This window comes from Gemella sp. oral taxon 928 (assembly GCF_001553915.1).
In the GTDB taxonomy this organism is placed as follows: Bacteria; Bacillota; Bacilli; order Staphylococcales; family Gemellaceae; genus Gemella; species Gemella massiliensis.
On sequence record NZ_CP014233.1, the window covers coordinates 1,029,955 to 1,047,673 of the forward strand.

Annotated in this window: 12 protein-coding genes and 1 pseudogene; all 13 read right to left on the reverse strand. The window is 28.7% G+C overall.

The annotated features are described in order from the left end of the window. Window positions 1-218: 218 nt before the first annotated feature. Window positions 219-581 carry a hypothetical protein gene (locus AXE85_RS04665; RefSeq protein ID WP_062173463.1) on the reverse strand — a complete coding sequence of 121 codons (363 nt, stop codon included), beginning with the start codon at window positions 579-581 and terminating at the stop codon, window positions 219-221. 51 nt (window positions 582-632) lie between these two features. Beyond that, on the reverse strand, window positions 633-2,900 hold the full coding sequence (gene recJ / locus AXE85_RS04670) for a single-stranded-DNA-specific exonuclease RecJ (protein WP_062173465.1): 2,268 nt from the start codon (window positions 2,898-2,900) through the stop codon (window positions 633-635). Between the two features lie 15 nt (window positions 2,901-2,915). After that, window positions 2,916-3,206 carry a LapA family protein gene (locus tag AXE85_RS04675; protein ID WP_062173467.1) on the reverse strand — a complete coding sequence of 97 codons (291 nt, stop codon included), beginning with the start codon at window positions 3,204-3,206 and terminating at the stop codon, window positions 2,916-2,918. Between the two features lie 2 nt (window positions 3,207-3,208). Further along, a pseudogene (gene ligA / locus AXE85_RS04680) lies at window positions 3,209-5,196 on the reverse strand (NAD-dependent DNA ligase LigA). Between the two features lie 3 nt (window positions 5,197-5,199). Beyond that, window positions 5,200-7,383, reverse strand: coding sequence for an ATP-dependent helicase (locus AXE85_RS04685; protein ID WP_062173469.1), 2,184 nt, complete (start codon window positions 7,381-7,383; stop codon window positions 5,200-5,202). Between the two features lie 231 nt (window positions 7,384-7,614). Further along, window positions 7,615-8,742 (reverse strand): recombinase RecA, encoded by a 1,128-nt coding sequence (gene recA, locus AXE85_RS04690; protein ID WP_062173470.1) that lies wholly within the window; start codon window positions 8,740-8,742, stop codon window positions 7,615-7,617. A 15-nt stretch (window positions 8,743-8,757) separates the two neighbouring features. Next, a complete protein-coding gene (locus AXE85_RS04695) occupies window positions 8,758-9,672 on the reverse strand; it encodes a fumarylacetoacetate hydrolase family protein (RefSeq protein WP_062173473.1) in 915 nt (304 codons plus the stop codon). 108 nt (window positions 9,673-9,780) lie between these two features. Beyond that, window positions 9,781-11,526, reverse strand: coding sequence for an excinuclease ABC subunit UvrC (uvrC, locus tag AXE85_RS04700; protein ID WP_062174737.1), 1,746 nt, complete (start codon window positions 11,524-11,526; stop codon window positions 9,781-9,783). A 191-nt stretch (window positions 11,527-11,717) separates the two neighbouring features. Beyond that, on the reverse strand, window positions 11,718-13,565 hold the full coding sequence (gene pknB, locus AXE85_RS04705; RefSeq protein WP_062173475.1) for a Stk1 family PASTA domain-containing Ser/Thr kinase: 1,848 nt from the start codon (window positions 13,563-13,565) through the stop codon (window positions 11,718-11,720). Next, window positions 13,558-14,301, reverse strand: a complete 744-nt coding sequence (locus tag AXE85_RS04710) for a protein phosphatase 2C domain-containing protein (protein ID WP_062173477.1) — start codon at window positions 14,299-14,301, stop codon at window positions 13,558-13,560. Before AXE85_RS04710 ends, pknB begins: the two co-directional genes overlap by 8 nt. Beyond that, the gene (gene rlmN / locus AXE85_RS04715; RefSeq protein WP_062173479.1) at window positions 14,279-15,412 is read right to left on the reverse strand and encodes a dual-specificity RNA methyltransferase RlmN; all 1,134 of its coding nucleotides are present in this window, start codon (window positions 15,410-15,412) and stop codon (window positions 14,279-14,281) included. The genes AXE85_RS04710 and rlmN overlap by 23 nt, the downstream gene beginning before the upstream one ends. Then, window positions 15,406-16,731 (reverse strand): 16S rRNA (cytosine(967)-C(5))-methyltransferase RsmB, encoded by a 1,326-nt coding sequence (gene rsmB, locus AXE85_RS04720; protein WP_062173481.1) that lies wholly within the window; start codon window positions 16,729-16,731, stop codon window positions 15,406-15,408. The genes rlmN and rsmB overlap by 7 nt, the downstream gene beginning before the upstream one ends. After that, window positions 16,724-17,683 (reverse strand): methionyl-tRNA formyltransferase, encoded by a 960-nt coding sequence (gene fmt, locus AXE85_RS04725; RefSeq protein WP_062173483.1) that lies wholly within the window; start codon window positions 17,681-17,683, stop codon window positions 16,724-16,726. The genes rsmB and fmt overlap by 8 nt, the downstream gene beginning before the upstream one ends. Window positions 17,684-17,719 lie beyond the last annotated feature (36 nt).

Genomic DNA, 17,719 nt, shown 5'->3' on the forward strand with positions numbered 1-17,719 from the left:
ATATCACTATATTATACGATAAAATCGCATTTTTTTCAAATTTACCAAGTTGTAAAACCAAATAAAAATCCCCAACTCAACCATTTTCAATTTTTGTAAAATATAAAGGTTGTTCCAAAAATAAAAACTATTGACCGTTTTGTATTATTTTACTATGTTTTGTACTCTATTTTTATTTGTTAATTTCATTAAAATAGCCCCTAAAACTTGTCCAAGTTTTAGGGATCGGTAGCTTTAGCTGTTTCAGATTTAAGAGATTTATTCTTATATATCAGAGCAATAATTAAAGGTAACATTACGACAGGTAAACATATAAGCCCTCCTATAAAAGCTACTCTTCTATAACGATTTCTTGTAGAACTACCCTCCGAAATATTATTAAGAAAATTTGTCATGATACTGAAAATTTCACCGTCACTTATCATAAATAATAAAATGAACTCCACTGCAAATAATATCAAAAATATAATAATCACTTTCTTTGCAACTTTACTACATATATTCATTTTTGTTTTCATATCAAGTAATTCTGCATTAGGTATATTACGAAACCACTTTATTGCACGTTCTTCTTTTGTCATAATCTGTTTTCCTCAATAAATCTCATTTTATTTCTCAGTTCTTATATTATATTATAATATATTTTCAAATTTTTTATTTATTATCATTATATTTTCTTTTAAAAATAATTTCTCCATTTCGAAAATATTTTCCATTGAAACAAAACTTGGTGATTGTCTTAAATTAACTGTTGCATAATTTGAATTTAAGATAATAGTATTATTTATAACTTGTATTAATTCAAGTTCTTGAAAAATTTGTATCATTATTTTTAAACTATCAACATTTGTTTCCAATAAATTCAATAATTTCTGCAAAGTTTTTGTTATATTAATTTTCTTTTCTTTAGTACGAATTAATAAATTAAATAACTTAATCAATCTAGCTTTATCTATTTTATAATAATCTGACATTATTTGTTTTTCTTTACATACAACATATATTTTTTTAGGTTGTAATTTTAATAGCTCCAGAATTTGACCTCTTGATTGTGGAACATCAAGTAAATATATATTATCAAATACTCCATTTATATTGGAAATATCTTTATATTTAAAGTAATTATTCTGTGGATTATCCAGTTTTTTAGATATTTTCAAACTATCAGTCTCAATATTATCAATGTTGAACGTTGTATTTCTTAAGTCTTCAAATAAAAATTCTTTTATTTCTAAATCAATAATTTGTGCTTGCAACTTTGTATGACCGTTAAAATTATTTTTATCCAGTGTACAAAGTAAATCAATTATATCATTTTTTTCAACAAATCTAAATAAAGAATTATCTTTAAAACTAACGCATTCTAAGGTACTTGTTTCATCTGATATAATTAAACGTAAATACTGTTTATCTTTACCAAAATATACCTTGTCTATAACATTGACATTTTCCAGCAATACAGTCGGTTTTTCAAAATCCATTCCATACGGCTTAAGTGTATCCAATGAACTTAAAAATTGATAACTTACTTCTTCTAAATGGGTGACAATATCAATTTTTTTATCTAACTTTAATTCATGAGTGCTAACATATTCTTTATATTTTTTATCTAATCCTTGTTCTATTAGTTCAAAATTATTCTTTTCAAATGAAAATCCGGCTGCAAGTGTATGGCCGCCATAAGCATTAAATAAGTTTCCTATTTTATTTATAGCATCATAAATATTAAAATCATAAACACTTCGTGCCGATCCTTTTAAAATACCCCCATTATCTTTCATAACAAGAGCGGGTTTATTGTATAATTCAGTAATTTTTGAAGCGACTATACCGAGAACTCCCTCATGATATTTTTCACTTGCTATCATAAGTATATTTTTATCTTTTTTACCTGTTGTTTCTATTTGATTAATAACATCTTTGATAATTGTTTCAGTTACTGTTTTTCGATTTATATTGTACTCTTCTATTCTTCGTGCTAATTGTCTAGCTTGTTCAATGTCTTCCGTCATTAAAAATGATAGTCCCAGTTTTGCGCTATCCATCCTTCCGATAGAATTTAACTTTGGTGCAATATAAAAACCAATCGTTTGTTCATCAATTTTTGTTGTAATACCGGATAATTCTAGCAACATTTTTATTCCAATTCGCAAATCTTCATTTAATAATTCCAAACCTTGTTTTACAAAAATTCTATTTTCATCAACCATAGGAACCATATCTGCAACCGTCCCTATGGCAACTAAATCTAATAAAAAATCCGGATAAATCTCTAAGAGTGCATGTGCCAATTTAAATGCAACTCCCACTCCTGCCAACTTTTTAAAAGGATATGTTCCTTTAGGGTGCTCCGGATGGATTATTGCATAAGCATTCGGTAATGTATCTTGAATTTTATGATGATCAGTAATAATGATATCACAGTCTAATTTATTGGCAAAATCTACTTCTTCTATGCCGGCTATCCCATTATCTACTGTTATAATAAGAGTAATACCTGATTCTATTATTTTTTTAAATGCTTCTTTGTTAGGCCCGTACCCTTCATCAAAACGATTAGGAATGTAAGAAGAAACATCAGCCCCCATAGAAATCAATGTTTCTACTAAAAGTACTGTTGATGTAATACCGTCAGCATCATAGTCACCATAGACTAATATTTTTTCTTCATTACTTATTGCTTGATTTATTCTATCAACAGCTTTTTTCATATCATAAATCAAAAATGGATCATATCCTTCTTCATATTCATCAGAAAAATATTTTTTTACATCTTCGATTGTCGAAACACCTCTTGCATTTAATATTTTACCGATATTATTTGAAATGTTATAGGATACAACTTCTTCTAAAAATTTTTCATTATATTGTGGATAAATCCAATTATACTTCAATCCCATATTAGCTGTACCTCTTTAATTATTATTTTTATCATTAGAGTCATCTTCCAATTTTTCTTTTGAAAATAATAATTTTTCTGTTCTTTCCCATTTTTTTTCTAATGTTTTATATTTTGAATACCAATAAAAACTAGCTATTCCTATCCCGATAAAAAAGCATATAAAAAATAATAATGTTAGCGGTAATTTTACAGTAAAAAATATAAATGAAACAGGAACTGAGTTATAATTCATTATAAAAAATGTTATTATAGATACAAATAAAATTACTAGACCAAAAATTTTATAAGGTAATTTATTATCCATAGTTACACCTCTTTAATTAAATTTATAAATTCTTCTTCGCTGATTACAGAAATATTTAATTCCTTTGCTTTTTTTAATTTTGAACCGGCTTTTTCACCTGCTACTACTAAATCAGTATTTTTAGTAACACTTCCTGTTACTTTTGCCCCTAAACGTTCAAGACTTTCTTTAGCTTCATTACGTGTTAAGCTGATTAGTTTCCCGGTAAGGACAACAGTTTTTTTGTTAAATAAATTATCTTCATTTATTTTCTCTTTATTATAAGCAGGGTTAATTCCTAATGCAATTAAATCACTAATAAATTTCAAATTATTTTCATCTGAAAAATAATCAATAATTGACTCTGCCGTAATTTTCCCAACATCTTGAAGCTCTAACAATTCCTCCATAGTGGCTTTAGAAAAAGATAATAATGTTCCATAGTTTTCAGCTAATATTTTACCAGCTTTTTTACCAACATTCAAGATACCAAGAGCATAAATAAGTCTGTCCAAACTAATATTTTTAGAATCTTCAATTGCATTTAGAAGATTATCAACAGACTTTTCGCCCATTCGTTCTATATCTATTATTTTTTCTTTTGTTAAACTATACAAATCAATAACATGTTGAATAAGTTTTTTTCATACAGTGTAGCGACCACTTTATCACCAAGACCTTCTATATTTAAAGCATCACGACTGGCAAAATGAATTATTTTTCTAATATTCTGTTCAGGACAATTTGGATTAACACAGCGTGTAAACGGATCATCTTCTTTTGTTATTGTTTTTTCCTTGCATGAGGGGCATATATTCGGCATTTCATATTTTAGTGAATTTTCATTACGTAGTTCTTTAACAACCCTTACCACTTTAGGAATAATTTCTCCTGCTTTTTTCACTATAACCATATCACCAATATGAATATCCAATTCGTCAATAATATCCTTATTATGTAAAGAAGACTTTGAAACAACAGAGCCCGATATATTAATAGGCTCTAAAACAGCCACCGGCGTAATTATTCCTGTTCTGCCTACACTAAGTTCAATATCAAGCAATTTTGTGGCAAGTTCTTCTTCCGGAAACTTATATGCTGTTGCCCAACGTGGACTTTTCTGGGTATAACCTACTATTTCCTGCGAAGAAAACGAGTTAACCTTTATTACTATTCCGTCTATAGCATAAGGTAAATTATCCTTATTCTCTTCCCAATATTTTATATAATCTCCCACCTCAGTGATGTTTTTACATAATTTATAATTGGTATTTATTGGAAATGAATATTCTTTTGCCAATATTAACGCTTCTTCTTGTGAATTAATATCATTTTCACCGACTACAGAATAAATAAATGCTGATAATTTTCTTTTTGCGGTAATTTTTGAATCTAATTGTCTTAAAGAGCCGGCTGCTGCATTTCTCGGATTTGCAAAAAGTTGTTCTCCATTTTTTTTACGATTATTATTTAATAATTCAAAAGATTTTTTCGGGAGATAGACTTCACCGCGTACTTCAAAAGTTTTATTATTTTTTAAGATTTTAGGGATAGAAAAAATGGTTTTTATATTTTCTGTTACATTTTCTCCAATCATTCCGTCTCCACGTGTTGCAGCCTCTATTAATTTTCCGTTTTCATAATTTATAGATATTGCTAAACCATCTATTTTTAACTCACAAATATATTCTATTTTATTTTCCGGTATTAGTTTTCTAATTCTACCATCAAAATCATTAATTTCATCTATAGAAAACGTATTTGATAAGCTAAGCATAGGCACAGTATGGGTAACTTTTTGAAATTCTTCCAATACAACATCCCCTACACGTTTTGTAGGTGAGTTTTCCAATATATATTCCGGATATTTTTTTTCCAATTTTTCTAATTGTTTATATAAAGTGTCATATTCTGTATCGCTAACTGTCGGATTATCGTCAACATAATATTCATAGGAATATTTGTTTAAAAGATCTACCAGTTTTAATATTTCATCTTTAATATGTTGCATTATTTATCCCTTTCTTGTCAACTTCACATATTCTATAAGAAGTATCTTAACCCCAACTTCTTCGAAATTCACTTTAACACTATCATGTTTTATTTCTACCACTACACCATCTCCAAATTTTTTATGATTAACCTTATCGCCAACGGAATAATTCGCACTTTTGGCACTAATTTTTGGCTTGTCATCAATTTTTATTTTTGGACTAAGTTTACTTACAAATTTATTTACACTTTGTATTTTATCATTAGTGTTTTCCAAATCTCCAAACGATGATTCAAAGTTCACTAAATTACCGGGAACTTCATCTAAAAATCTGGAGCGTTTATTCATTTTTATATTACCAAATTGCATACGCCTATTGGCATATGACATAAATAATTTTTCTTTTGCTCGAGTTATAGCTACATAAGCTAAGCGTCTTTCTTCTTCCATTTTATTTTTTTCATCTTCTGAACTATCGGCATCACGAATAGAAGGAAAAAGATTTTCCTCAAGTCCCATAATAAATACCACTTTATACTCAAGACCTTTAGCTGCATGAACTGTAGATAATGTTACAGCATCATCTTCATTTTCATCATCAGAATCAGAAGTAAGCGACATTTCAGAAATAAAATCAATTAAATTGTCATTCATACTTGAAAACTGTTTTGCTGATGATACTAATTCTGAAATGTTTTCTATTCTACTTTCAGCATAGACATCAGCAGATTCTTTTAACATACTTTCATATCCTGAATCTTTATAAATTCCTATAATTAACTCTTCAATGGTATAATCTTCTACTTGCGAATATTTATCAAACAGTTTTATAAACAACTTAACATTTGTAGATATTTTCTTAGAAAGTTTTATATTTTCAATTTCTTTAAGCGCTTGAAATAATGAAATATTGTTCTCACTAGCATAATTTTCTATTTTTTCTATGGAACTGGCACCTATACCACGTTTAGGGGTATTAATAATTCTTCTTAGACTAAATTCATCATTTGGGTTTACCAAAACATTCATGTAAGATAATATATCTCTAATTTCTTGTCGTTGTAAGAATTTTAATGAACCAATCAGCTTGTACGGTATACCGAATGATACACAAGAGTTTTCTAAAGAACGAGACAGATAGTTTGCTCGATACAGTATTGCTATATCTTTATATGAATTTCCTTGAAGTTTTAACTCTGTGATTTTCTTAGCAATATCATCGGTTTCATCTCTATCATTTAATGCAGCATAAACTGTTATTTTTTCGCCGCCCTTATTCTCAGACCAGAGTGCCTTTTCTTTTCTATCAGTATTGTTTTTAATAACTGAATTTGCTACATCTAATATTATCGAATTTGAACGATAATTTTGATCTAAAAAAATAATTTCTACATTATCAAAATCTTTTTCAAAATTTATAATATTATCACTACACGCACCACGCCAACTGTAAATACTTTGATCATCATCTCCAACAACACAAATATTTTTATGAATCGCTGTTAACATCTTTATTAACTTATATTGTATTACATTGGTATCTTGATATTCATCAACATGGATGTATTCGAATTTATTTTGGTAAATACTTAATATATCTTTATTTTTTTCAAATAATTCTATAGTTTTCAGCATTAAATCATCAAAATCTAAAACACTATTTTTTTTCAAATATCTTTCATATTGACAATATATTTCTGCTACATTTTTCATAAATCCGAATTTTGATGTTTCTCTCATTTCTTTAGAGGTAACCATTTTATTTTTTGCATTAGAAATAATTTTTAATATGCTATTTGGTTGATAAGAATCTTCCGGTAAATTTGATTCTTTGATTATATTTTTTATTACAGTTTTTTGCTCACCGGTATCTAAGATTGTAAATGTCTTATTATAACCTAATAAATCAATATGTTTCCTTAGAATACGTACACACATTGAGTGAAAGGTATTTATCCAAATAAATTTAGCCGTTTCTCCTACTAATGAATAAATTCTTTCTTTCATTTCTTTTGCCGCTTTATTTGTAAACGTAATAGCAAGAATATTACTTTCTAACACATTTTTTTCTGAAATTAAATATGCTATTCGGTTAGTGAGCACCCTAGTTTTACCACTTCCGGCTCCTGCTATAACCATAACTGCACCATCTGTTTTTAAAATAGCTTTTAGTTGATTATTATTCATATTTTGAATTAAATTCACGATTTTATTCTCCTATACTTATATCATAAAAAGAAAGAGGTGAGGTTGAAAGTATTACACTAACGTCCACTCACCCCCGTATAATTTACTAATAATTATTAACAAATTATAGCTATTAATATTATTTTATATTGTGGTATTTTTTATCTTAGAAATATTGCAATAGCTGAAGCAAAACCACCAATTAGCATTGCAAATATCATTACCCATAATACTATTTTAAATACTTTTTTATTCATCTATTTCCTCTAACAATTCATTTTCTTCATCATTACTCGAATTTATAAGCTCTTTTGTTTTTTCCGATTCTGTATTCATAAGTTCTGCTCTTACCGCATCACGAATTTCTTGGTATAGTTCTTGGTTTTCTTCTAAAACTTTTTTTGCATTCTCCTTGCCTTGTCCTAATTTTTCTCCATTATAAGAGAACCATGAACCCGATTTATTTACAATATCAAGTTCAACACCAAAATCAATTAACTCTCCAAGTTTAGAAATACCCTCTCCAAACATAATATCGACTTCTACTTGTTTGAATGGTGGTGCTACTTTATTTTTAACTATTTTAATTTTTGTTCTGTTACCTATTACATTCTCTCCGGAATTTTTAATTGCAGAAATTTTACGCACTTCCAAACGAATAGATGAATAAAATTTTAGTGCTCGTCCTCCTGTTGTTACCTCAGGATTTCCATAGGTTACCCCAACTTTTTCACGAAGTTGATTGATAAATAATGCAATTGTATTAGTTTTGTTAATGTTTCCTGTTAATTTTCTAAGTGCTTGTGACATCAAACGTGCTTGAAGACCGACGTGTGAGGCACCCATTACTCCATCAATCTCCGCTTGTGGAACCAAAGCGGCAACTGAATCTATAACAATAATATCGATAGCACCGGATAAAATTAATTTTTCTGCAATATCTAATGCTTGTTCTCCACTATCGGGTTGTGATAAAAAGAATTTCCCGGGTGAAAAATCAACACCTAACGCTTTAGCATACTCTATATCCAACGCATTTTCCGCATCAATAAACGCAGCTATACCCCCTTGTTTTTGTACTTCTGCAATAGCATGTAATGCAATTGTAGTTTTTCCGGATGACTCCGGTCCGAATACTTCAACAATACGCCCTTTCGGATAGCCACCTATGCCAAGAGCCGAATCAATCGCCAGCGAGCCTGAAGAAATTGATTCAACTTTTATGGGATTATCTTTAGAAAGATCCATTATTGCACCTTTCCCAAATTCTTTTTCAATAGCTTTTATCGCATTAGCTATTGCTTCTTGTCTTCCTTTTGTATCTTCTCTATCAATTCTGGTAACTTTATCTTTTATTTTAGATTTAGCCTTTGCCATAACTCATTTCCTTTCTTATTCTCCTATAATGGTTGTCAATGTTCCTATACCTTCTACGGTTATCTTCACCTCATCGCCTTCTTTTAAAAAGCGTGGCGGTTTTTGTGCTTGTCCTACTCCTGCCGGAGTTCCGGTTGCTATAATATCCCCTGCTTCCAACTCAATAATTTTACTAATTTCGGCAAGAACATCATCAACTCTAAATAACATTTCCGAAGTCATAGCATTTTGTTTAATTTCACCATTTACTTTAGTAACAATATTCATAGATTCCGGTGAACTTACTTCGTCTTTAGTTACAAGATATGGTCCAACAACTGCAGATTTCTCCAATGATTTTCCTAAGAAAAACTGACCATGTTTATACTGAAGATCCGTAGCCGTAATATCATTCATAATTGTATATCCGAAAATATAATCCAATACTAGCGGACGTAAAATATTTTTACCATTTTTTGCAATAACTACTGCCAGCTCTCCTCCAAAATCAAGACTATCTGTAATATCTTTATGAGACGGGACAACTTCATTATTACCTGCCAAGGCTGTAGTAGATTTTGTAAATATAAGGACATCTTTAGGAGTTTTTGCTAATTCATCTCCAAGTTCATTGACGTGAGTTGCATAGTTATGACCTACACATAATATATTTTTCGGAGTTCTTGTTATAGGAGAACGCCAGATAATTTTATCAAGTGGAATTTTATAATCCTCAGCTGTTTCTAATTTTTCAACGTGTTTTAACACTTTTCTTACTTTTTCTATAAAGGAAACTCCATAAATTTCAATAGCTTCCCTTAAAGTTTTTGGAACTGTATCAACATTATCAAATTCTTTTAATATTTTAATTAAATTCCAAGCGTTTTCTTCACGTTTTACTTTTACTCCGTACAATTCTCTATCTTCATATCTAAAAGATAAAAATTTCATAGTCTGCCTCCTAAATACCGTTAATCTTTTATAGTATTATATCATAATTTTTTAAAATATACCATAGTATTAAATCAAAAAATTAAGATATCCGTACTTTTTATTTTTTTACAATTCCTCTTTTATTCTTTTTATAACTTCCTTAGGAATTCCAAGATCATAAAGTTTTTCACAAGAGCAGTTTTTTATTTCCTCCAATGAAGAAAAGGTTTCTAACAATACCTTTTTCCTAACTTTCCCTATTCCGGAAATACTGTCAAGTTTTGATGTAAACATATTTTTAGTTTTTGTTGCACGATGATATGTAATTGCAAATCTATGTACTTCATCTTGAATTTGCTTTAAAAATAAATATTCTGATGAACGTTTATCCAATTCTATAATTTCAAAATCATCAGTTACAATATATTCTGTTACGTGCTTATCGTTTTTTGCTAAACCTATTATTTTTATATCTAAATTTAGATTATCATGAATAATTTCAATAGCGGCACTAACATGATTTTTTCCGCCGTCAATAACGATGAGTTCGGTATCTGTAACCTTATCTTTATAATTTTTATATAAAACTTCTTTCATCGTTTTTATATCATTTATTCCTACGGTTTCCTTAATTTTAAATTTTCTATAATTATAAGTATTCTTTTTTCCATTTGTGAAATTCACCTTAACCGATACAGCATCAATTCCCATAATATTTGAATTATCAAAAGCATCTATACTATTGATACTTTTTACTCCGATTTTTTTTGCAAGATTTTTAAGTGTTTCCTGTAATTTTATTTCTTTTTGTTCTTCTATTTTTAAATTATTTTCTAAAAAATAGTTAGCATTATCCTCTACAATCGTTAAAAGTTTTTTATTATTACCTCTTTTAGGAGTAATAATTTTGGTTTCAATAACTTTAGAAAGTAATTCAATATTAATGTTGTTTATATAAATTTCTTTCGGTACTTTATTAAATGTATAATACTGAAGTAAATATGAATATAATATTTCCTCCGGGGTATCATATAAGGTAAAATATTCTACTTTACGCTCAATTATATTCCCTAAGCGTGATAAAAATATTTGAATACATATATATTCTTCGTTATAACAATATCCTACATAATCTTTATCCACATTATTTACATCTGCAACAATTTGATTTTGAATTGACACTTGAATCGAGTTAATGTAATTATGAATTTTTTCTGCATTCTCAAATTCAAGATTTGTGATGTAATTCTGCATTTTTTCGTTTAATATCGTTAATATTTCTTTAGTATTTCCCTGTAAAAATAATTTTATTTTAGATATTTGCTCTTTGTATTCTTCTTGACTTACATATTTTGCACACGGGCCTATACATTCCCCTATTTGATAATACATACAAGGTCGTTTCCCAACAGGATTACATTTACGTAATGGATATATTTTATCAAGAATTTTTTTTACTTGTGTTGCTGATTTTATATCAACATATGGACCGAAATAAATATTTTTATTATTTTTTTTATATTTTCTAGTTAACACCAAGCGTGGATGTTCTTCTTTTGTTATCATAAGATATGGATAAGTTTTATCATCTTTTAAACGAATATTGAAATATGGTTTATATTTTTTTATTAAATTGTTTTCCAGAAGCAATGCCTCTTTTTCAGAGTTAACGATTATATATTCTAAATCATCTATCTTAGCTACCAACATCTGAGTTTTCTTATTATGACTTCCTGTAAAATAACTTTTCACTCTATTTTTCAAATTTTTTGCTTTTCCTACGTAAATAATCTCTCCAATATTATTTTTATATAAATAACACCCCGGATTATTAGGAAGCAACTCTAATTTTTTTTCTAATGTTGTATTCATTTTTTCACCATAAAATTTTATTTTTAAAAATGGGAGCGCCTTTAAAATCATGATTTCAAAAAATAATTTTTTAAAAGTCACTCCCGTAAGATTTATAAGATATTCAAAAATATTTGAAAAATAAATTTGAACACTGATAAACTGCTGTACCTAAATTAAATTATGAATGTTTTTTCTAGGTCACTTCTTTTTTAATTACCCGATGAATTATTCCCTGGAGTATTATTTGAATTTTCCGAGTTATTATTATTTTTATTATTCTGATCTGAAATATTATTACCTTTATTAGTTTCTTCTTTTCCTTTTGAAACAATAATCTCTAATATTTCCTCACTTGGAATAATGCTTGAACCACTTCGAATACTTTGAGAAATAACTGTGCCTTCTTTCTCTTTATCTGAATATTCTTCTTTATAAGAAACACTTCTAAAACCATAAGTATCAATAATACTTTTTGCCTCAGCACGCGAAATACCTACTAAATTAGGCATACTAACTTTTTTCTTACCTGTTGATACTTGAATAATAAGCTCTTTTTCTTTCGGAACTATTTGTGTTCCGGCAGGAATACTTTGTGCAACGACTTTGCCACTATCATACCTGTCGCTTGCTACTTTTTCTACGGTGACATTCTTAAAGCCTAATTTTGATACATTACGTTTAACCGTTTCTTCATCCATTCCGATAAAATTCGGCATATCAACCGTAGTTTTTCCCGAAGAAACCCGTAAATCCACTTTCGTACCTTTTCTAACTTTTTTACCGGCTTTAGGATCACTGTCAATTACCGTATTTTCTTTAATTTCATCACTGGCTACCTTTGTTATATCTCCAACTTCCAAGCCGGCTTTTTCTATTGTAACTTTTGCTTCATCTAATTTTTGATTTTTAACATCGGGTGCTGAAACACTGTCTGCACCTACTATATAATTATAAGCAAAAAATGAACCTACAGCTATAAGTATTATTGCTAATAACGCCAGAATAATATGCTTCCCTTTAGATGATTCTTTTTTATTTTTTCCAACATTATTATAGCTATTTTTTTTATTATTATGATTAGTTCTGTTGTCATCTTCATAATTATCATAATATTCATCCGGTTGATATTGTTCTTCATAGTAAGGTTCTATGTTTCTACTGTCAATATACTGGGTTTGATTAAAATGTTGATTTTCATCAGTTGGAATTTTAAATCCGACATACTTATTTTCATTTAATCTTTCAGGGCTCAGGCAAGTAGAAATATCCTGTGCTAATTCTTTAGAACTAATATAGCGTTCGTTAGGATTTTTCATTGTAGCTTGAAGGACAATATTTTTTACACTTTGCGGTACATTATCACGATATTTATCAATATCCGGAAGTTCCTCTTGAAGATGTTTAAGTGCTATCGCAACCGCTGACTCACCTTTAAATGGAATTTGTCCTGTTATCATCTCGAAAATTAGAATACCAAGAGAATAAATATCACTTTGTGCTGTTGCTACATTACCCCGTGCTTGCTCCGGTGAAAGATAATAAACTGTACCTAACATTTGATTAGTTTGAGTAAGTGTAGTATCTCCATAAGCACGTGCTATTCCAAAATCTGTAATTTTACATGTAAGATCCGGTTTCATGAGTATATTTTGCGGTTTAATATCACGATGAATAATGCCGTTTTGATGAGCGTGGCTTAATCCGTCAGCAATTTGCTTAGCAATATAAATAATCGTATCAATCGGTATTTTCGGATTTTTCATCATATAATCTTTCAAAGTCATACCTTCTACATATTCAAGCATTAAATAATAAAAATCGCCTTCATTTTCTACATCATATATCGAAACGATATTAGGATGTGATAAACTGGTAACAGCCTTCGCTTCCCTATTAAATCTTTTTACCGCATCTTTGTCGTTTGCATCTATTTTAAAAGTTTTAATCGCAACTTGACGATCTAAAATTGTATCGTAACCTAGCCAAACAGTTGCCATTCCTCCGGTTCCGAGATGATCCAATACTTTGTAGCGATTGCATATCATTTTATTAATCATTATTGCCACCCCTTAGATTTTTTATGATTGCCACTGAAATATTATCAATGCCACCACGTTCTACACTTAAATTAATTAATTTCTCTATGCTGTCAGATAATTCTTCATTTCTAATTATATTTTTTATTTCATCAGTTTCTATCATATTAGATAACCCATCAGAACATATTAAAAAATAATCGAATTTTTCTAATGTATCAGTATAAGTATGGAGATTTATCTTTTCTCTTGTTGCCAAAGCTTGTGTTAAAATATGTTTTTCCGGATGATTTTTTGCCTCTTCTTCTGTAATTGCTCCGGCATTAATTAATGCACCGACAAAAGAATCATCTATAGTCAATAATTTCATATCATTATCTATTGTTACACCATATGCTCTACTATCACCGATATTATAAACTACAACTTCTTCTTTGAAAGTAGCTACTACAACAATAGTTGTTCCCATTTTTTTACTACTTTTTTTAGATTTTGTATATAACTCTATATTTAATTTTTCAATTTTATCATAAAGCCAATTTTTCATATTTTTAAAATTAGCAAAAGACATATTTTGCCACTCTTTTTCCAAAGTTGTGACAATATAATTGCTGGAATATGCAGCATTACTATGGCTACCGACACCGTCACAAATAATAGCTAATGCATCACCTTTACTATTCTTTACAACACTTACGGCATCTTCATTTTTTGTTTTTCTACCCTTATTACTATTATACGAATATACTAGTGGCATCTGGGATTCCTCCTTCTACCTCATCTTTACGTTCTTTTGCACGTAATTGACCACAAGCAGCGTCAATATCATCTCCTTGAGTTCTTCTTATCGTTACATTAACCCTATTTTTCTTCAATACTTTTTCAAAAGCAAAAATATCATTTTTACTTGTTCTTACATAATTTCTTTCCGGAACATAATTTATTGGAATTAAATTGACATGACAGTTTAATTCTCTAATTATTTCTGATAATTTTTCCGCATGTTCTTTTTGGTCATTAACTCTACCCATAAGCCCATACTCAAAAGTTATTCGACGATTTGTTGTTTTTTGATAATACTTTAATGCTTCCATTAATTTATCAATACTATATGCTCTATTTACCGGCATTATCTTACTTCTTAATTCATTTGTCGGTGCATGAAGTGAAACGGCAAAATTAATTTGAATATTTTCATTCGCAAAATCGTATATTTTAGGAACAATACCTGACGTAGAAACTGTAATATGTCTTGCTCCAATATTAAAACTCTCATTACTATTAATTATTTTAATAAAATCCATCATTTCAGAATAGTTCTCAAACGGTTCTCCAATACCCATAATCACTATGCTCGAAATTCGTTCACCACGTTTATCAAGTTCTTTTTGAACCTTTAATACTTGAGAAACAATTTCACCGGCCTCCAAGTTTCGTTTTAAGCCACCTAGAGTTGAAGCACAAAAAGTACAACCAATTCGACATCCCACCTGTGTTGTTACACATAGAGAATTACCATATTTATTTTTCATTAAAACACTTTCGATAGTATATTTGTCTTGTAGTTCAAATAAAAATTTCATTGTTCCATCTGTTGATTCTTGCTTAATAATAGTTTTCAAGGTTGTTATTTGAAATTCTTCATTTAACTTTTCTTGCAAATTTTTAGGTAAATTTTTCATTAAGGAAAAATCAGTAACTCTTTTTTTGTATAGCCAATCAAATACTTGTTTAGCTCTAAATTTTTTTTCACCAATACTAAGAAAATACTCTTCTAATTGATCTAATCTCAAAGAATAAATTGACATTTTCTCAAAATCTTTAAGCCATCTTGACTTCTTGTAACCTTTAAAATCCGAAATTAACATTTTTCCTCCACTTTTCTTAATTTTGCAATAAAGAACCCGTCGCAATTATACTCATCGGGTAATATTTCTAAAACACCATACACGGTCGTCTTCACTATACTATTTTTTAGAGTTATTTGTTCTAATTTAAAATTTTTATTTTTCATTAAAAATCTTTTTATATTTTCAATGTTTTCCCTTTTATCTATTGTACAGGTAGAATACATAAGTATTCCACCGTCCTTTACGTAGTTTTTACTAATTTCTAAAATTTTATATTGAAATTTTGCGATATCTTCAATGTATTTATCAGTAATTTTATATTTTATTTCCGGTTTATTCTTTATTACGCCCATTCCGGAACAAGGAACATCACAAATTACTATATCAAAATTATCCACAAAGTTATCATTACTAACAGTTGCATCTTGTTCTAATGTTACAACATTTTTTATGCCAAGTTTTTCTATATTTTCATCAATTAGCCTTAACTTATGTATATATTTATCACATGAAATTAAAGTCGAATTAAAATACTTAGTGGCGATATGTATGCTTTTGCCGCCCGGTGCGGCACACGTATCTAAAATTTTATAATTTTTCTTCTCGTCTTCAGTTATTGAGCAGGCCACTAAAGAACTAGCCTCATCTTGAACAATATAGTAACCTTTTTTAAAATATTCATTATCTAAATTTTGCTTAGTTAATATTAAATTATCTTCGCAAATATAACTTTTTCTTGGGTTATTACCTAATAATTCTAATAAATCATCTTTAGATATTTTTAACGGATTATAACGGATACTGTTTTCACTTTTCGTATTAAAAGATAAAATTATGCTTTTTGCCTTTTCTTTTCCATACTGTTTTACCAATATGTCAAATAATACTTTAGGGCAACTTTTTTCAATAATAAATTGTTCATCTAAATTTCTATATTTTAAATTATCTTTATTAAAAGTACGTTCTATATTTCTAAGTATCCCATTAACAAACTTTCCGGTAATATTTCCTGCAACATCTTTTGTAAGTTTTACACTTTCATTAATAATAGCGAAATTCGGGGTTTTATCCATAAACAACAACTGGTAAACACCCATTAACAAAATTATTTTTACCTTTGGCTTTATTCTCCCCTTTGAATAATGTTTAATTATATATTCTAAATAAATTTTATTTTTTATAGTTCCATAAACTATCTCACTAATAAATCTTCTGTCCTGCTCATCTAAAGAATTTTGTTTAAAATATTTATTTAATGTGATATTACTATATCCTTCTTCTAATATAATATCATATAATACTTTATAAGTGATTTTTCTTGCATCAATCTTAGTCATTATTATCACCAAAAGTTATTCCGACATAATCTTTCATATTAGATAAAAAGTTTACAACGGGCATTCTTTTTTTTCCGGCAATTTGTAATTCTTTAATTTTAAGTATCGTATTGTTTCCGCAAAGTACATATAAAAATTTTTTATCTTGTTTTACTATTGTACCAACTTTTTTATTATAATTTTCTTTAACAATTATCTCTTCTGCACTCCAAATTTTTAAAATATTTTTATCTAAATATGTAAATGCTCCAACATTAGGATCTAATGCGCGAACTTTATTAAAAATCACTCTTGCATTTTCCTCCCAAGATATTTTTTCATCATCATGAAGAATATTTCTAGCAAAAGTTGCCATAGAATTATCTTGTTTTTGTGGAGAAATATCTCCTGAAAATATTTTTGGTAAAGTTTCTTTTAATAGTTCACAACCCGCATATGACAATTTGTCATGAAGTGTTTCATAATTATCGCTATCAAAAATATCAATTTCAACCTTTGAAATCATATCCCCGGCATCTAATTTTTTTACCATGTACATTATTGTCACTCCTGTTTTTCGGTGATCTTCTAATATCGCATACTGAATCGGTGCCCCGCCTCGTAATTTTGGAAGTAAAGAACCATGAACATTTATACATTTGTACTTAGGTATTTCCAATATGCTATCCGGCACTAGTTGACCATAAGCCGCTGTAATTATTATATCCGGATTTATTTTTTTTAGTGCATTTAATATTTCTTTATCATTAGATATTTTTTCCGGTTGTAACACCGGAATATTATTTTTTTCAGCAATGGCCTTCACCGGCGGAGCAGTTAATACCTTTTTTCTTCCAACTCTTTTATCCGGTTGAGTAATAACCAACTCTACACCAAAATTTTCTATTAACATTTCTAATATTGGAACAGCAAATTTAGGTGTACCCATAAATACTATTTTTTTCTTACTCATTTATTTCTCCTATCACAACTTAATCTTATTAATTAT